At 35.9% G+C, this 19,837-nt stretch carries 18 protein-coding genes and 1 pseudogene; 7 read left to right on the top strand and 12 right to left on the bottom strand.

Going from position 1 to position 19,837, the window contains the following annotated elements; genetic code table 11:
• Positions 1–32: 32 nt before the first annotated feature.
• Positions 33–707, top strand: coding sequence for a hypothetical protein (locus ANA_RS20535; protein ID WP_174783419.1), 675 nt, complete (start codon positions 33–35; stop codon positions 705–707).
• 174 nt (positions 708–881) lie between these two features.
• On the opposite strand, the gene cobO is transcribed toward ANA_RS20535, so the two are convergent.
• The 5 genes from cobO to ANA_RS20510 form a co-directional block, all read right to left on the bottom strand.
• Positions 882–1,568: a cob(I)yrinic acid a,c-diamide adenosyltransferase gene (cobO, locus tag ANA_RS20530; protein WP_015083341.1), complete on the bottom strand. Its 687-nt coding sequence runs from the start codon at positions 1,566–1,568 to the stop codon at positions 882–884.
• A 116-nt stretch (positions 1,569–1,684) separates the two neighbouring features.
• The gene (locus ANA_RS20525) at positions 1,685–1,972 is read right to left on the bottom strand and encodes a DUF433 domain-containing protein (RefSeq protein ID WP_015083340.1); all 288 of its coding nucleotides are present in this window, start codon (positions 1,970–1,972) and stop codon (positions 1,685–1,687) included.
• A gap of 134 nt (positions 1,973–2,106) precedes the next feature.
• Positions 2,107–2,604 (bottom strand): hypothetical protein, encoded by a 498-nt coding sequence (locus ANA_RS20520; protein ID WP_148279140.1) that lies wholly within the window; start codon positions 2,602–2,604, stop codon positions 2,107–2,109.
• 31 nt (positions 2,605–2,635) lie between these two features.
• Positions 2,636–2,986 carry a DUF5615 family PIN-like protein gene (locus ANA_RS20515; RefSeq protein ID WP_015083338.1) on the bottom strand — a complete coding sequence of 117 codons (351 nt, stop codon included), beginning with the start codon at positions 2,984–2,986 and terminating at the stop codon, positions 2,636–2,638.
• Positions 2,980–3,375, bottom strand: coding sequence for a DUF433 domain-containing protein (locus tag ANA_RS20510; RefSeq protein ID WP_235082133.1), 396 nt, complete (start codon positions 3,373–3,375; stop codon positions 2,980–2,982). The genes ANA_RS20515 and ANA_RS20510 overlap by 7 nt, the downstream gene beginning before the upstream one ends.
• A 181-nt stretch (positions 3,376–3,556) precedes the next feature.
• On the opposite strand from ANA_RS20510, the gene speY reads away from it, so the two are divergent.
• From speY to ANA_RS20495, 3 genes are all read left to right on the top strand, one after another.
• Positions 3,557–4,705 (top strand): homospermidine biosynthesis protein, encoded by a 1,149-nt coding sequence (speY, locus tag ANA_RS20505; protein ID WP_015083336.1) that lies wholly within the window; start codon positions 3,557–3,559, stop codon positions 4,703–4,705.
• A gap of 175 nt (positions 4,706–4,880) precedes the next feature.
• On the top strand, positions 4,881–6,848 hold the full coding sequence (locus ANA_RS20500; protein ID WP_015083335.1) for an ATP-binding protein: 1,968 nt from the start codon (positions 4,881–4,883) through the stop codon (positions 6,846–6,848).
• Between the two features lie 503 nt (positions 6,849–7,351).
• Positions 7,352–7,891: a Dps family protein gene (locus tag ANA_RS20495; protein WP_085929769.1), complete on the top strand. Its 540-nt coding sequence runs from the start codon at positions 7,352–7,354 to the stop codon at positions 7,889–7,891.
• A 129-nt stretch (positions 7,892–8,020) separates the two neighbouring features.
• On the opposite strand, the gene hpnH is transcribed toward ANA_RS20495, so the two are convergent.
• The 3 genes from hpnH to sfsA form a co-directional block, all read right to left on the bottom strand.
• Complete coding sequence (gene hpnH, locus ANA_RS20490; protein WP_015083333.1) at positions 8,021–9,037, bottom strand: adenosyl-hopene transferase HpnH; 1,017 nt, start codon at positions 9,035–9,037, stop codon at positions 8,021–8,023.
• A gap of 116 nt (positions 9,038–9,153) precedes the next feature.
• Complete coding sequence (gene hpnA, locus ANA_RS20485; RefSeq protein WP_015083332.1) at positions 9,154–10,137, bottom strand: hopanoid-associated sugar epimerase; 984 nt, start codon at positions 10,135–10,137, stop codon at positions 9,154–9,156.
• Positions 10,138–10,201: 64 nt separating this feature from the next.
• Entirely contained in the window at positions 10,202–10,969 is a 768-nt protein-coding gene (gene sfsA, locus ANA_RS20480) for a DNA/RNA nuclease SfsA (RefSeq protein ID WP_015083331.1), read from the bottom strand.
• Positions 10,970–10,976: 7 nt separating this feature from the next.
• Between sfsA and ANA_RS25030 the strand changes: the two are divergent.
• Together ANA_RS25030 and ANA_RS20475 are read left to right on the top strand one after the other, a co-directional pair.
• Positions 10,977–11,150, top strand: a pseudogene (locus ANA_RS25030) (2OG-Fe dioxygenase family protein); the annotation flags it as partial.
• 116 nt (positions 11,151–11,266) lie between these two features.
• On the top strand, positions 11,267–12,010 hold the full coding sequence (locus ANA_RS20475; RefSeq protein ID WP_015083330.1) for an ABC transporter ATP-binding protein: 744 nt from the start codon (positions 11,267–11,269) through the stop codon (positions 12,008–12,010).
• Positions 12,011–12,037: 27 nt separating this feature from the next.
• Here ANA_RS20475 and ANA_RS20470 read toward each other — a convergent pair whose 3' ends face one another.
• On the bottom strand, positions 12,038–12,808 hold the full coding sequence (locus ANA_RS20470) for a response regulator transcription factor (protein WP_015083329.1): 771 nt from the start codon (positions 12,806–12,808) through the stop codon (positions 12,038–12,040).
• Between the two features lie 956 nt (positions 12,809–13,764).
• On the opposite strand from ANA_RS20470, the gene ANA_RS20465 reads away from it, so the two are divergent.
• Positions 13,765–14,019, top strand: a complete 255-nt coding sequence (locus ANA_RS20465; protein ID WP_015083328.1) for a DUF6761 family protein — start codon at positions 13,765–13,767, stop codon at positions 14,017–14,019.
• A gap of 240 nt (positions 14,020–14,259) precedes the next feature.
• Here the strand turns inward: ANA_RS20465 and ANA_RS20460 are convergent, their stop codons facing one another.
• The 3 genes from ANA_RS20460 to grxD all read right to left on the bottom strand — a co-directional run bounded on the left by ANA_RS20460 (position 14,260) and on the right by grxD (position 19,781).
• A complete protein-coding gene (locus tag ANA_RS20460; RefSeq protein WP_235082131.1) occupies positions 14,260–15,096 on the bottom strand; it encodes a hypothetical protein in 837 nt (278 codons plus the stop codon).
• A complete protein-coding gene (locus ANA_RS20455; RefSeq protein WP_015083326.1) occupies positions 15,059–19,363 on the bottom strand; it encodes an AAA domain-containing protein in 4,305 nt (1,434 codons plus the stop codon). The genes ANA_RS20460 and ANA_RS20455 overlap by 38 nt, the downstream gene beginning before the upstream one ends.
• Positions 19,364–19,457: 94 nt before the next feature.
• Positions 19,458–19,781 (bottom strand): Grx4 family monothiol glutaredoxin, encoded by a 324-nt coding sequence (gene grxD, locus ANA_RS20450; RefSeq protein ID WP_015083325.1) that lies wholly within the window; start codon positions 19,779–19,781, stop codon positions 19,458–19,460.
• Between the last annotated feature and the right edge of the window lie 56 nt (positions 19,782–19,837).

Below are 19,837 nucleotides of genomic sequence, written 5' to 3'. Positions count from 1 at the left end.
GAAATCCAGTGCTTAACCACATTTCCAAATTAATGACTTCTAGCCAATTTAAATTTCCCATCGTGGGACTAATTGTTTCGGCTGGTATTTTAGGTATTAGTTATTCTAGTCAACAACATTACAAACTCCTCTCGTCAACAGCCTTCACTACTAATTATGTAGTACCTATCAACCAAAGACAGATTAACTTTGATCCTACTGTGATCAAAGAGGAAAGTATGCAAAAATCACCAGTTAATATTTCTAATCAAATCTCTACTGATAAGTTAACAGAAAATATCACAGCATTATCTACAAATACGAGAGAATTGGGGAGAAAAGGACAAGTCCAATTTCCCGAACAAGATGGAACTTATCTTTATGGACAATCAACAACACCAAATCAATTAGGACAAGGTTACATCCTCTTTCAAAAACAACAAGGTAAAATTATTGGTGCTTTGTATGTTCCTCACTCTGAATTTAGTTGTTTTCAAGGAACTTTGGCTAAGTCAGGAGAATTAGCAATGACAGTGAGAAGTTCCCCTGGTGAAGTTGGTGCAATGGACGTTGCTACAAGCAGTACAATACCTAAAGTTAATGAAAATGAGTTCACAACTTATCCTTATTCAGTAACTTTACAAGACTATCATCAGTTGAGTTCTGTAAGTTCTAATGATAGGGAAATTTTGCAGATATGCCAACAAGGAAGCGATGGTTTTAAATAAGTAGGTGGACGTAAATAATTGTCCTTGGGATATAGCATTTTTTAGTGAGGTACAAGAACCCCACCCCGCAAGCGAGGAGGAGGCTATAAATATACTCGATATGATTAGGAAATACTATAAAGCAGGGAGAAATCAGTTAATGACCAATGACTAATGACTAATGACAAATTTGAATTAATACTCAATTCCCGCTTGAGCTTTCACACCTTGATCCTTAAAAGGATGTTTAATTAATGTCATTTCAGTGACTAAATCGGCTTTTTCAATTAATGCCGGTGGTGCGCCTCTTCCCGTGAGAATTACGTGCTTGTCTGCTGGTTTTTGAGCTAAACCTGCTAATACTTCTTCAACCTGTAAATAACCCAGTTTCAGAGCAATATTAATTTCATCGAGGAGAACTAATTTAAAGTCTGGGTTGTTGATAAATTCTAGGGATTTTTCCCAAGCAGCAGCAGCTTTATCAAGATCACGATCACGATCTTGAGTTTCCCATGTAAAGCCTTCTCCCATTGCATGAAATTCGAGTTGGTTTTCCCAGTGGCTAAAAGCACGTTTTTCTGCTGGTTCCCATGCGCCTTTGATGAATTGCACTATGGCTACTTTATGTCCATGTCCGAGCGATCGCAAAACCATTCCCAAAGCCGCAGTAGTTTTACCCTTACCATGACCAGTATTGACGATAATTAAGCCTTTTTCCGGTATGGCTTTAGCTATGCGTTGATCTTGGACTTCTTTCCGTCGCTGCATTTTTTGACGGTATTTTTCATCAGTTTGGGATGTTGATATTACCTCATCAATTAACCGGGAAATCTCTTGATCTGCTGAATCTGGATGTAATTCTTCTGGTGTGTCGCTTTTCATAAACCCTATTGATAAATAACTGTTAAGATTGAGAGAATGAAGTATAATTTTTCTACTTCGACAAATTCATTAGTTATAATAGACCAGAAATCACATAAATTCTGTTAGCTGCGATCTTAATAATTTGTTTTATATTCTGCTTCAAGTCGTTGACATTCTTCTTGATATCGAGCGAATTGAATATCTAGTGATTCCTTATTAGCATAATAATAAGCCAACGCAGTATAAATACCTGCAATGGTCAAAAAAGGCTTATCTTCAATAATTTCTTCTGGAGTTATCCCAGATTTAATCTCATTGACAATATACTGAACAGTAATGCGAGTGTTAGCAATTCGTGGACGACCACCACAAGTGCCTGGTGTGCTAACAATCAAAGTGGAAATATCTGTGAGGGTTGGCATCGGTTTCTGAATTAATCCTCTGGGATGACTTTATTGTAAACTGAAAAGAGCGATCGCGAACGTGATCGCGTCCTGAAGAGATAGCACTCCGTAGGAATCGCCTTGAAAATTCAAAAATCAACAATAAGATTGATTCAAAAGTGTTTATCTATAGCTATCAAGTCAATACCAAATTTACCAGTTTTATGCTCAATGAAGTGATATAAATCAGGAGGGAAAAAATAAGTTAATTCCACTAAGTTACCGAATTCATCTCTAGTGATAGAATGTGAGCTTAATACTATTGAAGATTCAGCTAAATACTTTTTTTCAAAAGCATAACCAAAAACTCTTGTCCATCCTCGCTTCTCTTGCATTTTGCGGGTTAGGGAATGACAGTTTTGAGGGTACTTCCACTTGGCTAATTGAGTGATCTTACCCTGCGAGAATAGTTCATCAGCTTCATTCTGAAGTTCACTCTGTATTTGTTTTAGATCGGAATCATTAAGTTCTTGTGATGCTGCCTCTCTCTGCATATATTTTTCTGAATTGAGAATATCCAATATTTCAGATAGGTCTTTTTCAGTTATTTCTCCAGAAGACCCTTCATTAGACTTATAATGTTTAATATTTACGTACATTTCAACCACCACACTTAAGTTAACAGGTAATTAATTGCGATTTTTACAGAGGAAGATAGTAAATTTGTCCTGCCAATTCTCCCTCTAAACAGCACTCTATCAGAAGCAGAATATCTTCTATTACTTGCCCAATTCGTGTATCTGTAATAACTTCAATCACTCCTGGCATGGGCTGACCTTGTGTAATCCGTTCATAGGCATAGCTTGTAATTGTAGCGACATCATGAGTAAGTAACACTCGGTCTTCTTTGGCTGCCCATGCTAGGATAGTTGGGTCATCTTCACCCAAAAGACCAACATTTTGGACTCTGACAATATCAATATTTGGGTTACGTCGCAACAATCCCCTGACAATAGTATTATCAAAATTTTCGTCAGCAAGCAGTTTCAACATACTTCCCGTTCTGCTTTCCGCGCCAACAATCTATCACGCAACCCTTGGGGGTCAAATCTGACCTCATTTATTTTACGAATTTCCTGTGCTTGTTGCTGTCTTTGCTGTAGATACACTTCCACTTCTTGTTGATGATTGAGGTAGAAGGCAATGGTAGCATAGACATCAGCAAGTTTAAGGGATGGATAACGGTAAGCAATTTCTTCTGGTGTTGTTCCTTGTTTAAAAACAGCAATTACCGTATCGAGTGTTACACGAGTTTTGCCTATCCTAATCACACCATCAGTGGTAAATTCCAATGGTGCGGGTTCGGATGTGATTCCTTCAGAAAGATTCACCAAAGCTTGTGCCATAATTAATAACAAGTTAGTTGTCTTTAATAATAGCAAATATTGGTTGAGATATACCTTTGGATTTGCTCAAATAGAAATAGAAAATTGGATGACTTCCGAAGTATTATCTTCAGCATTGCCGCTAATTTATATAGCTGCATAACATTTTAGCAACTTCCGTACATTTGAATACGATAACATTATATTCGGCATATTTACTATTCAGGATTTCCCAAAAATGTCACAAAAGCCAGGTAAGAAAATTGCACCTATCCCCATGTCTAACAATGTTAGCGTGGTTGACTTGATTGATACCTATTTTACCGCTTACAACTCAGCCCGGTTGCGGGAAGCCTGTCAACTGCTGACTAAGGAGGTGTTTCAAGAGGGTGTCACCGTAGGAGTAAGCCTTTCCGGGGCTATGACACCCGCAGGTTTTGGGGTTTCCGCCCTTGCGCCCCTCATTCGCAATGGTTTTATTGACTGGATGATTTGCACAGGTGCGAATCTTTACCATGATATGCACTATGGTTTGGGTTTTGAACTATTTGCGGGTAGTCCCTTTTTAGATGATGTCAAATTACGGGAAGAAGGAACAATCAGAATTTATGACATTATTTTTGGTTACGATGTACTGCTAGAAACGGACGCTTTTATTCGCAAAGTTCTCCAAGCTGAACCTTTCCAAAAACGCATGGGAACGGCGGAATTCCATCATTTGCTGGGTAAGTGCGTCTGGGAAATAGAAAAGCAATTGGGTGTCCAAAATTCCTGCTTATTGGCGACAGCTTATGAATGTAGCGTACCTATTTATACTTCTTCCCCTGGAGATAGTTCCATTGGGATGAATGTCGCCGCTTTGGCTTTAGAGGGTTCAAAGCTGGTAATAGATCCTGCTATTGATGTCAATGAAACCGCAGCTATCGTTTATGGGGCGAGAGAAAACGACGGTACAAGTGCAGCGGTAATTATTGGTGGTGGTAGTCCCAAGAACTTTTTATTACAAACACAACCGCAACTTCACGAGGTTTTAGGATTGGAAGAACGGGGACATGATTTCTTTATTCAGTTTACTGATGCCCGTCCTGATACTGGTGGTTTATCCGGTGCGACTCCTGCTGAAGCTGTGAGTTGGGGTAAAATTGACCCCGATGAGTTACCTAGCGCTATTGTTTGTTATACCGATAGTACAATTGCTTTACCTTTGGTAACAGCTTATGTCTTGAATCAATGTTCACCTCGTCCCCTGAAGCGGCTGTATGATGGACGTGAAGCTTTATTAGATACTTTGCAAAAAGATTATTTAACAGCTAAAGACAAGCCTGTAAGTGAGGGTAGTCAGGAAAAAGCAGCGACTTATCCCTGCGGTACACCTGTGAAAGGTTAGGGTTTTAAAGTCATATTAGTAAGGTGCGTCAGCAGCTAATAATTTATTAAGTTTGACGCAACCTACTAACTTATGAACGATTAATCTCCCATTTATTATGATATATTGTGGATGGTTCCAATCATTTTAAAACTTGATACATGATATAACATCACAAATCATCCAATATAAAAATATGAAAAATATTCAAATTACTTCATTAGGTATCAACCAAGCACTTAAAAACCATGATTATTTATCATCCATTGCAGAATATATATGGAACGGTTTTGATGCGGAGGCTACTGAAATTAATATAATAATGCAATCTGATGACTTGGGAAGAATATCAGAACTAAAAATTATAGATAATGGATGTGGTATTGCTGATCCAAATAGATTTTCACTCTTTTATGAATCGAATAAACAAATTAATTTTGGTACTGCCAAGAATCTATCACATATTCACGGTAACAATGGTATAGGCAGATTAACTTTTTTTACTTTTTCTTCCTCAGCACAATGGGATACTATTTATGAAAAAGAAGGAAAAAGATATAGTTATAGCATAAATATAAATCATAAACAATTGGATAACTATGATATATCAGAAGAGGTAGAAACTGATAAAAAAACAGGAACAACAGTTTTTTTTGATGATATTCATACAATTACATCTAATGATTTTAATGATGATCTTAATATCTATCTATATAGAGAATTTAGCTGGTTTCTTGAACTAAATTCAATGAAAAACTTTTCAATTAAAATAAATGATATGGATTTAGATTATAAATCTAATTTCATTAGCGATTTCACTGAATTAGAACATAAAATTGGTCAATATTTATTTAATTTGAAATTTATTCGCTGGTCTCAATCTCTAAAGAATGAATATTCCAGATATTACTGTATTAATTCCAAAGGTGAAGAAATAGATAAAAATACAACTACTCTTAATAATAAAGGCGATCATTTTTCTCATAGTGTTTTTGTTAAAAGTGAGTTCTTTGATCAAGAACATTTTGGATGGAGAAATATACAGAATAAGCAAATTTATAATTCTTTGATTCATTTTATTAATCAACAGCTTCAAAATAGAAGAAAAATTTTTCTGAAGACAAAATCGGATGTAATAATAGATGAATTTAGAAGAAATAATGCTTTCCCAAGATTTAGTAATAATACTTGGGATCAATACAGAAAAGCTGAACTTGAAGATTTTATCAAAGAATTATATCAGGTAGAACCAAAAATTTTTAGTTCTCTCAATATTGAACAAAAGAAAGTATTTGTTCATTTTTTGAATTTAATTCTTGATTCAGATGAAAGAACTAAATTAATTGATGTATTAGGAGAAATTATCAAGTTAACTTCTTCTGATTTAGAACATTTATCTGAATCTTTAAAAGTTACCAAACTTACAAATATTATTAAAACTGTAAGATTAATAGAAGATAGATACAGAGCTATTGATCAGTTGAGAAATTTAGTTTTCAATCAAGATTTAGAAGCTAACGAACGAGATCATATTCAAAAATTTGTAGAAAATCATTACTGGATTTTTGGTGAGCAATATCATCTTGTAACTGCTGCTGAACCAAAGTTTGAAGAAGCATTACGTAGGTATACTTATCTATTAAGAGGAGAAAAGCCTATTGTTTCTATTGATCATCCTGACAAGAATAAAGAAATGGATATATTTATGGTACGGCAGCTTTTAAATAATTCTTCTATCAATAATGTAGTTGTAGAGCTAAAACATCCTCAAAAGAAGCTTGGTTCAAAAGAATTAGAGCAGGTTAAAAAATATATGGGAGTAATTTTGGAACAAGATGAATTTAATGCTTCTAACGTGACTTGGGAATTTTATTTAATTGGTAATGATTTTGACAAATCTAAATATATTGAAAGAGAAATACAAAGTGCTAAGTCTCATGGTGAAAAATCTCTAGTACAGGTTGTTGATAATTATAAAATTTATGTTAAAAAGTGGAGTGAGATATTCACTGAGTTTGATTTAAGACATAAATTTTTGTATGACAAACTTGAATTAGAGAAGGCACAACTTAATATGGATGCTAGAAGTGCAAACGAAATCATTAGTAATATCCATAGCAATAGTGCGGTGCAACCTCCTCAACGTGTTATTCCAGAAAATTAAAATTTTTGTAACTTTATAAGTGAAGAGGCTTAACATCCGGTTAAAAAGTTGTTATCGTAGATTTGATAAGGAAGAACTATTTGCTATTTTTCAAAGCCAGTTGATATCCTACATAAATCCATTGATTAACGCATCTTTATCCGCGTTTATCTACGCTCATCCGCGTACCCTTATTCTTGCTATTCTCTCCTCAGAGTGATTTTTATAAATTAACTAATTATAAATAAAAGCCAATTGCCAGAAGGCTTTTTGGAAAAAATTATAGGTAACAAGAAGTAAATATGATTTATCAAGAATAAGCACGATCTCCTCATTTTCTTCAAAAATTTAGGAATATGGATGATTTTCAGCTTTGGCTTGATTACAAAAGAAAATAATCAGCATATTCCTAAATATATAAAAGTGACTGAACATTAATCTTACCTTTGATTGATGTGGATCATGTCTGTATTTTGAGAATATGTAAGGTGTTTACGTAATAATCGGAGTTAATAATAATGACCATACATAAAATAAACATTGGTTTAACAGAACAACAGCGTCACGGTGTGATGAATTTGTTAAATCAAGATTTAGCAGATGCCAATGTATTGCTAGTAAAAACAAAAAAGTATCATTGGGATGTTGTCGGGCCTCAGTTTCGTACCTTGCATAAACTTTGGGAAGAACACTATCAAAAACTGACAATAAATATTGATAAAATAGCTGAAAGGATTCGGACTTTGGGCTGTTATCCAACAGGTACAATGGCAGGATTTTTAAGTCTTGCAACCCTCAAAGAACATAGCGATAAAATTCCTACAGCAACCAAGATGGTAACTCAATTGGTGGAAGATCATGAGCAGATTATTCGCAATTTAAGAAATCATATAGATCAGTGTAGTCAAGAATTTCATGATCAAGGTTCTGCTGACTTTTTAACTGAGTTGATGGAAAAACATGAAGAAATGGCTTGGATGTTACGTTCATTTATTGAAGGAGAAGCAGTAGAACCAGATGGTAAAAAACAACCAGCAGCAACTAAAGTTCCGGTGGGTGTGTAAATAATTCAGAAAGTTTTCATCATCAGAATCAGGATTTACTGGATTAGAAGATTAACACCGGAAAATGCTGTATTTAATCCTGTAAATCCTTAAATCCTGAGCATCCTGATTCAGACAATTTTCAGACTATTACTTCCCAAACACAGTAGTTAGAGAACGGGCAATATTTTTCGGCTGCATTGCGTCCATTGCTGCTGTCGGTTCATAACCACAATGCACCATACAATCAGTACATTTAGGATTACCACTAGCACCGCCATATTGACTCCAATCAGTCTTATCCAACAACTCCTGAAAGGTTGCATAGTAACCCTCATTCAACAGATAGCAAGGTTTTTGCCAACCAAGAACACTATAACTAGGACTACCCCAAGGAGTGCATTCATAGTCTTTCTCACCAATGAGAAAATCTAAGAATAGAGGGTTGTGATTGAAGTTCCAATTCTTCTTTCCAGATGTGTAAGGTGAGAGAATTTCTCTAAATAAAGCGCGAGTTTGTTCTTTTTGCAGAAAATGATCTTGATCTGGCGCCCATTCGTAACTGTAACCAGGAGAAATCATCATCCCGTCAGTACCCAATGTTTCCAGAAAATCGAAGAATCCCTGCATTTCTTGGATATCGCAACCTTCAAAAATGGTTGTGTTGGTAGCGACACGAAAACCCTTAGCTTTAGCCGCGCGAATCGCTTGGATAGCAGTATCAAAAACGCCTTTTCTGTCTACACATTTATCATGCCATTCCCGCATTCCATCTAAATGGACACTAAAAGTTAGATAAGGAGAAGGCTTAAACTTATCAAGACTCTTTTCTAGTAATAAACCATTAGTACACAAGTAAATATATTTCTTGCGTTTAATTAAACCCTCAACAATTTCACTTATTTGGGGATGTAGTAAAGGTTCTCCACCGGGAATAGAAACCACTGGTGCGCCACATTCTTCCGCTGCCGTAAAACACTGTTCTGGGGTAAGATTTTGCTTGAGTATTTCTACAGGATGCTGGATTTTACCGCAACCAGTACAAGCTAAATTACACCGAAACAGCGGTTCTAACATCAAGACCAGGGGAAAGCGTTTCCGTCCTAATAACCGTTGTGTAACTAAATACTTGCCAATATCTATTGCTTGTTGTAAATTAATTGCCATTTAATCGTTCTCCTCTTTTAATTACACCACAGGTTGAATTCAAAAATCATTATTTGGGTGTAGCAATGCTAAACCCCTACAAAATCAGAGGTAAAATAATGAACTTTCACTTTCACCTAATTTACATAACCTTGAGCTATAAACCAATCCACAGCATCCTTGAGGGCTACATTCAGAGGGGACTGAGGTAAACCTAATTCGCGGATAGCCTTAGAAGCATCATAATACATTGGTTGCTGTGCCATGCGGACTCCATCAATGGGAACTGTGGGAGTTTTCCCTAGAGGGGCAAGGATTTTTTCGTCTATCCAAGCTACAGTTAGGGGTATCCAAGCTGGTATAGATGTTTGCGGTGCAGGTAAATTAGTGATTTGCGAAAGTTGCTCTAGGAGTTGTTTGAGGGGAAGATTTTGATGACCAAGAATATAGCGATCGCCTGATTTTCCCTTTTCTAAAGCTAATAAATGCCCCTTAGCTACATCGCGCACATCTATAAAATTTAACCCTGTATCTACATAAGCAGGCATTTGTCGGCGTAAAAACCGCAGAATAATATCACCTGTAGGAGTGGGTTTAATATCTAATGGACCAATAGGGCTACTAGGATTAACGATCACAATATCTTGACCCTGATTAGCAGCGGATATTGCCACTTTTTCCGCCAGAAACTTTGATTTTTTGTAATCTCCTACTAATTTCTCTACCGGACTTTGATAGGTTTCATCCACAATTTCACCAAATTTACCGACACCAATGGCTGCAACGGAACTAGTATAAACGGTGCGTTCAATCCCGGCTTTTTCGGCTGCGGCCAAGATGTTGCTTGTACCGTCAACATTATGAATATAAAGCAATTCTCGGTCTTTTTGCCACAGGGAATAATGGGCTGCGACATGAAAAAGATATTGACAACCCTGCATCTGTTCCCAGATATTTGGGTTATTTAAATCACCTTTGACAATATCTACAGCCAAACCCTGTAAATTACCCAGGTTACTACTAGGACGAACTAAAGCGGTAACTTGGTATTTTGACTCTAACAGCGATCGCACTATATGAGAACCAATAAAGCCTGTCCCCCCGGTTACAAATGCTCGCATTCAATCACCCTCTACTCCTCAAGGTTTCTAACCGCATTTAAATATCCGTTATTGAGAACTTTGATTAAGATATTACAGTGTCAACTGGCTCTTTAAGGTCATTGCATTGGCTTTTCATTGTTGCTAAACCCAAATAACGGATACCTTCTGGAGATATATCAAAGCGACAAGGAAGAACTTCTAAACCTAGTTGAATTGCTTCCCGTAGCAACCGACCATATACAGGGTCTTTACTATCCCCAGGTGCAAACTCTAAACAATCACCTCGGTTAATAAAATACAGCATTACTGATCGACTTTGGGGTAAAACTTCCATTAATTCCCGTAAATGCTTTTGTCCTCTGGTGGTTTCGGTGTCAGGAAATAACGCTAAACTCCCCTGTGACCAAGTTGTATTTTTTACCTCTAAATAAATTGGGCGCTGTTGAGAACTTCCCGTTAAATAAAAATCCACCCGACTTTTCCGATCTTTTCCATAAACTACTTCACCCTTAACCTGGTCATATTCACTTAATTCTGGGAATAAATGCTGCTGTAGAGCCAATTTAATCACCCGATTAGGTAAAGCAGTGTTTACACCTACCCAAGTTGTTGCATGATCATTGACCTGGATTAACTCTAAGGTATAAGCTAATTTGCGTTGAAGATTATCACTTTTGGAAACTTGTACAGCACTACCAATGGTAGAAACTCCCGTCATTGGACCTGTATTCGGACAATGTGCTGTGATCACCTCTCCAGAATGTAATTGAATATCAGCAAAAAACCGCTTGTAGCGTTTGAGTAAAATACCAGGATATAGTTTTGGGTATTTATATAACCAATCAATCATTTTTATCACTGCTAAAAAGGAAAAGCCAGTTTTTAACAAAGTTTTGCAACCTGGAGAAATAATTTTAGTAAATGAACATCAATTTTTTCATTTTACCACTCCCATAAAACCCCAAAATCCAGAATTGGGAAGCAGGGATGTATTTGTGATCAATTATCCTAGTTTAATTTCTGACTTTTAAGAAATATTTTGAAATAGGAATATGCAGATCCCTGAGTTCTTGAAGAAGTCAGGGATATTGTGCGTTTTCTCTGATTTGTTCTATGGTTGATAGTTGACAATTTTCACCTATTCCCTATGCTCAGGCTAGAATCTGTTAATTTTTATAAACGTTTACAACATCAACACCAATACCCGATTTTACAGGATATTACCTTTGATGTATCACCAGGCGATCGCTTGGTAATTATTGGTGAATCTGGTGCTGGTAAAACTTCCTTATTACGCCTCATTAACCGTCTAAACGAACCCACAGGCGGGAAAATTTATCTCAAAAATCAGGAATATCGCCAAATTCCCCTTATCCAACTGCGTCAACAGGTAATGCTTGTCCAACAAGAGTCTAAGCTGCTGGGGATGACAGTTGGGGAAGCCTTAGCTTATCCTTTAATTCTGCGCGGTGTACCTAAGCAAACTATTCAGGAAAAAGTCAGTTATTGGCAAGAAAAACTGCAAATTCCTGAACAATGGTTAGGACGAACCGAGGTGCAACTTGCTGCTGGACAAAGACAGTTAATTGCGATCGCTCGCGCCCTAGTTACCGAACCCCAGATTTTACTCCTAGATGAGCCTACATCAGCCTTAGACACTCCCACATCCACTCATTTAATAAGTGTACTCACTCACCTAAATCAACCCCATTCCTCGGCAATTTTAATGGTAAATCGCCAAATTGATTTAGCTCAAGCATTTTGTACCCACCTGTTACATCTTCAGCAAGGTCAAATAGTTCTCAATCAACCTGCCGCTGATACAGACTGGGACAACTTAGCAGCCAGCCTCAAGCAAGCCGAAACTCAAGCACTAGCAGAATGGACTTAACTCATTATCTGTTCCCTGTTCCCCGTTTTAAGAGCTTTGAGTAGTTAGTACAGGAAGTTGATTAGTAAATCTCTCTTTTGGTAATTTTGTGTGTGTTTGCGGAATGTTGACATTCAAAATTTCCATGTTAAACCGATATCCAACATTGCGGATAGTTTGAATTAAACTGGGTTGACGGGGATCAAGTTCCACCTTTTTCCGCAACGATAAAACATGAGTATCAATAGTGCGGGGGTTATCAATAGCATCAGGCCAAGCACGACGTAATAATTCCGATCTACTTAAAGGGACTCCTCCAGCTTGTGCTAAAACGTACAATAAACTGAATTCCTGGGGCGTTAAATCAATAAACTCCCCTTGAAAACGCACCCGACGCTGGACTAAATCAATTTGCAAACTGCCATAATCTAAATAAGCCGGTGCAGTAGGTGTCCGGTTACGGCGGATAATTGCCTCAACCCTAGCCAAAAATTCTTGCATTCCAAAAGGTTTGCTCAAATAATCATCCGCCCCCGCTTTTAATCCTGCTACAATATCGGCTTCATTAGTACGAGCAGATAACATGAGAATTAAAGGCTGTTGTTGACGATGTAACCAGCGGCAAAACTCCACCCCATCACCATCTGACAAATCCGCATCTAGAATGACTAGAGTGGGTTGATGGCTGATAAACACTTCTTTTGCTTGATAAATACTGGCAGCTTGATGAACTCGGTATTCTAGTTGTTGCAAGTGCCAACCCAACAACGACCTCAGATGGGGATTCCCCTCAACAATTTCTATACAAACCGAACCCACAGTGGTAAGACCCCTTAGCGTTGATGAATCTCAAATTAACAATCTCATGGTTAAGGTTTTGTAGTTTTTGTTACTTCAATAGACATATTCTTCATATTTCCCTCAAAAAACCTTGCAGAAAATTTATTTTTTACTTTATTTGCAGCCAAGCTAGTAGCTTTATTAAATTTTTATTACGTTTACATTATATCCATTGGACAACGGAAATAGGTAAATAAAATTACTTTTCTATCACTTGTAGCGGTATGAACTAGAATCAGCTACAAAATTTACTTCCAACAGCCATACAACCCTATTACCTTCATTCTTCATTATTCATTCTTCTTTCTCCCGTCTTTCCGTCTTTCCTTTCTTCTTCTCTTCTTTTTTTATTCCTCCTGACTCCTGACTCCTGACTCCTGACTCCTGACTCCTGACTCCTAATTCTTGACTCCTAATTCTTGACTCCTATCATTAAAGTTTATTTTTGGCAATCTGTCCTACTCCTGAAGAGATATGGTAAACTCAATAGAACAATCATTTACCAAAGGGAGTAGCACAAAAATCACACCTGATTACAACCAAAGGGAGAGACAGGTAGTTACTTATCCCGGAAACAGCTAACAAATTCTCAAACTTGATTTTACAAATTTATGCACTAATAGCTAGATTTGTATTCCCGGTGAGAAACGGCTAAAAAATTGGATAAAAATCAATTACCCTTTGTGGTTACAAATAGATAGCTAAGTCCAAGCTATCAGCTCAAATTTTTGACAAAAAATCGTAAAAATACCCTACAAAATCACCATATTTCCAATTTTTTGGCGTTAGGATCTAATTAAGTTTTTAGCTGCTGGGGGGTCTCACCCAAGGTGAAAATATTAACTGATGAGTTAATACAGAAGAGGGAAGTGATACTTCATTAAGCGTGAATCATCATCTACAATTCTCATTGCAAAGAGATTAATAAAGCAGTTATGCTCCAAGACACACAAGCCATCCGCTACTACCAAAGACTTACCGACGCCTTCGTCGAATTATGGAATCGCGGTTATCGTATGGATGATATGCGGATGTATTTGGATGGATACCTTGCCGCACTTCGACATAGTAACATCATGGAACCATATTGGATTCATCGCTTAGAAGAGGAAGCCAGCCGTTATTTGCATGATGTATCTAACTTCGCAATGGTTCAACCGGAACCCGAAAAACAACATGGCTACTACTAAAGGTGCTATCTGATTTTGCTGATTAGCCTATTACCGCCGACAATTATAGCACGATTTTTGCATTCGTCAATGGGGTATAGGGGACGAAATTTGGGAAATACTGCAATTGATATGAAATCAAACCCCTTAGTTTTACATCAACAAGGGGAATTTTTTTGTTTATTCGTCAACCTTTTATGTTTAAAGACAGGTTAATAAAACATTATTATTTACATAAATTTTGAATTTACATTTAACCTTTCAGTTCTGATTAATAATTTCTTGAGATAATTGACACAATTCCTCTAGAGATATCTTTTCTGAATTGTACAATTCTTCAATCTTCTGTGTAGCAACTTCTAAAATTTCCTGACCACTTCTGATTTGAATATTTAATTTATCTTGATTTCCATCATAAATCACAAACAGAGAGATATTTTTATCCATAGTTTGTGTAATCCCTTTGACTTTAAAATCAGTCACAAATTTACCTTCTGCTGGAACATGAAGAGGTAAATTAGAAGATTGAATAATTTCCTGAATATCTGCAAGTTGTAAACTAGAAATTGCGGGAATTTTCGCTTCTATATTCACAAATTCGGCTAAATCTGGCTGCTTAATTACAACATCTTCCAATGATTCATATTGAAATGTAATTTTCCCTGCTAAATTATCAGTAATCGCATAAATTGACACAGAGTATGGAGGTTTAGGGACAGAACCCTGTGCATAAAATAAACTCCCCTCTGCTGTGACAGTAATTTGAGGTGTATCTGCTAGGGTTTGTAAAGATTGCAAATTAGTAATGGTACTTTTAACAAATACAGAATCCAGCCCTAAGATAGATGCTAAATCATTAGCTGTAGGAGGAGGATTAAACTCCATAGCAGCACGAATAATAAACTCTTCTAAGACATTAAATTTGCGGGGTTCTTTAATGGTTAATTCTAAAGAATTTTGAATTACAGTATAGCCAAATTGACGCGCTGCTAAAACTGTTAAACCAGCAGTTTCAGTTTCAATTTTCTCAACTATATATTTTAGATTTTCATCAATTGGTTTAATTACAGAAACAGGAAACATCAATAAAACCTCCATGAGAATTAACAGTTTTGGCAACTTCAGAATACATATTACCTACTGTACCGGGTTTAGTTGTAAATAAATCATGACAACCAACAATTACTAATAATTCTTGTGCGCGGGAAAAAGCCACATTCACCCGTTCTGGTTTATTGGCAAATCCCACATCTCCTTGCTGATTGTTCCTTACCATACTCACAATTACCACCGGTCTTTCCATACCTTGAAATCTATCCACTGTACCTGTTCTAATTTGCAAAGAAGGGAAAAGTTCAGATTGTAAGCGTTCATCAATTTTTCTTAATTGAGCGCCATAAAATGTAATTACAGCTATTTCTTTTTTTTGTTCTCCATTTGCTACTTTATGCACCCAAACCTGCTCAAATTGGTGACAGATACTTTCAATCACATCAACTTCTTTAATATTCAAAAATGAAGTTCCATTACGTTCTTCTTGAAATTCATTTTCTCTGGGCATTTTTACCCAGCAGAGATGATGGTAAGATTGAATGATTTCTCCTGCTAAATTATGAGCGCGTTTTGTGTCAGGTTCTAAAATCCCACATTCCAATTTACCATGATAAAATTGATTAATTGCGCCCATAATCATCGGGTGCATTCGATATTGAGTATTTAGCATTTTTTTAATGCTTTTATCAGCGGTTTCAAACTGACTTTTAAATAATGATTCTTCTAAAAATTGTAATTCTTCCCTCGTATTCCCCATTGTTTTCGCAACTTCTTCCACAGTGCTAGTATCAAGCATAGGTGGTAATTGCCGATGATCTCCTACCATGACTAATTTTTTACCTTTCAAAGCCGGAATTAGTAACTCTGGAGGAGTGCATTTACTAACTTCATCAATAATCACAACATCAAAAGATTGAAATTCTTCTGAGAAATTATAATTTGCAGCTTGAACACAAGTAATACCAACAACGTTAGCATTATCTAAATAAATCCCTCTGAGGTCTTTACTATCTTGTTCTGAGGGTTGACGAAGTTTTGCAACCCAATCTTGCACAAAATTTTGATATTTGTGCAAATAATTTTCTTCACTTTTTAGCTGTCGTTTCCATGACTTAAATTTATTTTGAATATTGCATAAAGATCCTAAATCTAATAAATCATTATTAGATAATTCTGGTTTTAATTTATCTGGGATTGTTTGCCAAATTGACTGCCACCAATGCCGTTCGCTAATTAAACTAGCTGATAAATGTAATTGTGATTTCTGTTCTAAGTCAGATATTTTTATTTGTAATTCTGCAAGTTCTTGTTGATAAATATCAGCTTCTGCTTGGAAATTTGTGAACTCTTGATTTAAAGAGTCTTTAATTGTTTCTAAAACAGTAAAAGGTGCTAATGATAAAATCAGAGTTTCCATTTCATTAATACGATTTTCCCAAAACTTGACTTGTTGGGAAAATTCCTGGGATTTTTCCCAAATATTTGCTTGTCTAGTCAGATATTTTTCTGCTAAAATCCGTAGTGGTAGGGGGATATTTTGCTGTTTATGAAGTGCTTGTAAGTTATTGATAACTTCTGCAAGTTTTAAATTAGCAGCTTCTTTAGTTTTCTTTACCTGAGATTTAGCTTCAGATATTTGTGCTGATGAAATTTCATTTTCTGGAAGTTCCTGAAATTGCTGTTGTAAAATTTCTAATTGTTGTTCAGCTTCAGTTTTAACTCTTAAAACACATTGACGCGCATGAACTAAGATAATATCTAGTAATTCTTGGGTAATGCGGGTAAGAGTAGCTTCAATGTTATTCCATTCAAAGGACTTACTGTATGTTTTTTCCAATCTAATTAAAAAGACTTGAGTGTTTTCAACTAGCAATTTTCGCTGTTTAGGATTGAGGAGTTGATAATTTTGGAATTTTTGATAGGTTGTTTGCCATTGAATTTGATCAATTTTTGATAAAACTATAGGAATTTGACTAAAACTTTCTTGTAAAAAATAACTAAAATCATGTTTTTTACCTTTTTTATCGGTAAAGTTACCCGCTATTTCATAAGATATGGCTTTTGTTAATACTCCCCAATCTGGTAAACTGATTTGATAATTTTTAGGAACAATAGTTAATTTTAATGTTTTGGCAAACATCAATAAACCTAATGGTAAACCTACCATACTTTCTGTTAATTCAAAATCAGATTCTTGACATTCTTTCAATGCTTGATATAAGTTATTGTAAGCTGTAGATTTCCATTCAACAATGGCTTCAATAATATAATCAATTTCCCGTTTGCGATTTTCCCAAATTTGAATTGTTGTCCGTAAATCGTTTTGGTTATGACAATTTTGATGATCTGTTTCTAATTTCTCCAAAGATACAGAATGCTGCTGGAAAATATAAACTAATTTTGCTACTTCCGAAATAGCTAAACCGACATCATTAGCATCTTTTAATCCCGGTTTAAATGCAGAAATATGAGTTGTGATATTTTTCTGCAACCAAACTGCTAACCCAAATGCACCAAATCCCGGACGAGTAAAACCAAGTTCTTCAATACATTTAATAGCTTGACGCACATTTTCTCGAAAATTCTGTACTTCTTGATTATTTTCTGTATAAGGTTTAATTTGTGGTAAAAAACTGTTGATTTCTGAAGATTCCCAATCTATATTTGTGGCATTTTTGAGAATATTTTCTAACCCAGTAATTAATAATTCAATTTCTTTTTTAGTTACCAAAGTTTGATGATATTCAATTTCTTGATTTTGATAACTTGTTTCTAAATTATCTTTTTCATTTTTGAGTTCATTCTGTTGCTGATTTACTTCTTGTTCTGCCAGAAAATAGTCTGTAAATCGTGGTGATAATGGTAATAATTGATTGATAATTCTAATATTTTCGTGACGTTGACTGAGATTATTTTCACAGTCAGTAGCGGTATTTTGTAGCCATGTACCAATTACTTGATCTTCTAAAAATGGCTGTCCTTCTTCCCCAACTTTTTCGGCTCGTCCCTTTCTAATAGCACGAATAACGGGATTGTGAACTAAGCGACTGAGGGCGTTATCAACTGCTAAATTAGCTTGTGAGGTAATTAATGTGCGTCCCCCGCGCAAAGCTACTTGATAGCAAATTTCCGCAATTACGGTAGTTTTTCCTGTACCTGGTGGGCCTTGAATCAGCACTAAATCTTCTGCGGACAGGACTTTTTCAACTGCGGCTTTTTGTCCAGCATTTGCAGAAGATAATAATAAGTCTTTTGAGTTAAGTTTAATCCTTTTGATAATCGGTCTGGCTTGGGAAGCGTCAAAGAGAAAGTTACCTAAATAGGGGTTTTGAGTGCGTCCTTGTTTTAATTGTTCTAAGGCTTTTTCTTTCCGTTCAATTTGTTTGATGTCTCCAGCAGCATCAAAAAATAAGTAACCATTCTTGGGAAGTTGATAATTACCTTTGGCTATATATTCGATGATTTCTCGTTCTAATCGAACATGAATAAAATTATGTTTTTGATCAATTTTTTCAATAGTTCCTAATTGACGACTGTGACGACGATTTCTGTCTGTGGGTACGGAATCTAAAAAGTTAACTTCTTGATTTTTAGCTTTTCTTACCCGTTCCCAAAAGTTTTCTACACCTAAAATATTCTCTTCAGAACCGTTAAGGGTAGCTGAATTAACTTTAACTTCTAAAGCGATTTGTCGAGAATTTGAGCCATGATGAGAAATTCGGAAAGATACACAAAATTGCCGGGATTTAGCAATGCGTTCTTCAACTTTTAAAAATGCTTTCCAGGCTTTAAGTTGATCTTCTGTGGGGACATGATTTCCGCAAATTGGCATATTTTTAATTTTTGCCAATAATGGTTTAGGAATATCCAAACGATGTTGATGATTGGGACTTAGTCGCAACCAATAGGGTAAAGCATAGCCGTCAATATTCCCCCGCAATTCATGTAATAAATAAGCTGATAAAATTTTAAATCCGCCATGTCCATCTTGACGAATAGCAGCTTTAAATGCTAAAGTTTTTCCTAGCTTTTTCAGTTTTTTTGGTAATTGAAAGTTATCTTGATCTGTGGCTATAGTTAGTTCCCAAATCTCTTCTCCTGGTTCTTTTGCAGTTCCTTGACGACGAATATAAAACAAGCCAGGTTGTTTACCAACTAAATCAAATAATAATTCATTGGCACGCTCTCGTCGTTCTCGAAATTCAGGATATAATTGTAGAGATGATTGACCTTCAAGATGGCGAACTAAATTATCAACGGCTGAACCTATAAACGTATAACCACAATCTTCTATCTTTGTTTTATTATTCATAGTTTTGGTAAAAAATATTAGTAATCAATAATGTAATATTAATAAGGATCAGATCCCCGACTTCTTAAAAAAGTCGGGGATCTTGTAGTTGATATTAAGAAGCTAGTGTTACTTCTACCAATTCTTGTAATTCACCTTTGTTGTACATTTCAATCAAAATATCAGAACCGCCAACGAATTGACCATTAATGTATACTTGGGGAATTGTTGGCCAGTTGGAATACTCTTTGATGCCTTGACGAATTTCTTGATCTGCAAGTATGTCAAGGGTTTCAAAGGGAACTCCTAAGGTATTGAGAATTTGGACAACGTTATTAGAGAAACCACATTGGGGCATTAATTTATTGCCCTTCATGAAAACCATAATTTTGTTTTCTTCTACCAAAGTATCAATTCTTTCTTTAAGTTCTGGGGTCATGATTAGTTATTTCCTTATGTTACTGAAATTCAAGAGTTGATACGATCTTAGATTTT

Source organism: Anabaena sp. 90, assembly GCF_000312705.1.
Lineage (GTDB): Bacteria > Cyanobacteriota > Cyanobacteriia > Cyanobacteriales > Nostocaceae > Dolichospermum > Dolichospermum lemmermannii.
This window is presented reverse-complemented; position numbering and strand designations above follow the sequence as displayed.

Coding starts and splice junctions, on each gene's coding strand:
- grxD (WP_015083325.1), bottom strand. CDS start 19,781: ATGACCCCAGAACTTAAAGAAAGAATTGATACTTTGGTAGAAGAAAAC.
- ANA_RS20475 (WP_015083330.1), top strand. CDS start 11,267: ATGCTCAGGCTAGAATCTGTTAATTTTTATAAACGTTTACAACATCAA.
- ANA_RS20525 (WP_015083340.1), bottom strand. CDS start 1,972: ATGCCAACCCTCACAGATATTTCCACTTTGATTGTTAGCACACCAGGC.
- ANA_RS20515 (WP_015083338.1), bottom strand. CDS start 2,986: ATGTTGAAACTGCTTGCTGACGAAAATTTTGATAATACTATTGTCAGG.
- hpnA (WP_015083332.1), bottom strand. CDS start 10,137: ATGCGAGCATTTGTAACCGGGGGGACAGGCTTTATTGGTTCTCATATA.
- ANA_RS20460 (WP_235082131.1), bottom strand. CDS start 15,096: ATGGAGGTTTTATTGATGTTTCCTGTTTCTGTAATTAAACCAATTGAT.
- speY (WP_015083336.1), top strand. CDS start 3,557: ATGTCACAAAAGCCAGGTAAGAAAATTGCACCTATCCCCATGTCTAAC.
- ANA_RS20455 (WP_015083326.1), bottom strand. CDS start 19,363: ATGAATAATAAAACAAAGATAGAAGATTGTGGTTATACGTTTATAGGT.
- hpnH (WP_015083333.1), bottom strand. CDS start 9,037: ATGGCAATTAATTTACAACAAGCAATAGATATTGGCAAGTATTTAGTT.
- sfsA (WP_015083331.1), bottom strand. CDS start 10,969: ATGATTGATTGGTTATATAAATACCCAAAACTATATCCTGGTATTTTA.
- ANA_RS20535 (WP_174783419.1), top strand. CDS start 33: ATGACTTCTAGCCAATTTAAATTTCCCATCGTGGGACTAATTGTTTCG.
- cobO (WP_015083341.1), bottom strand. CDS start 1,568: ATGAAAAGCGACACACCAGAAGAATTACATCCAGATTCAGCAGATCAA.
- ANA_RS20500 (WP_015083335.1), top strand. CDS start 4,881: ATGAAAAATATTCAAATTACTTCATTAGGTATCAACCAAGCACTTAAA.
- ANA_RS20465 (WP_015083328.1), top strand. CDS start 13,765: ATGCTCCAAGACACACAAGCCATCCGCTACTACCAAAGACTTACCGAC.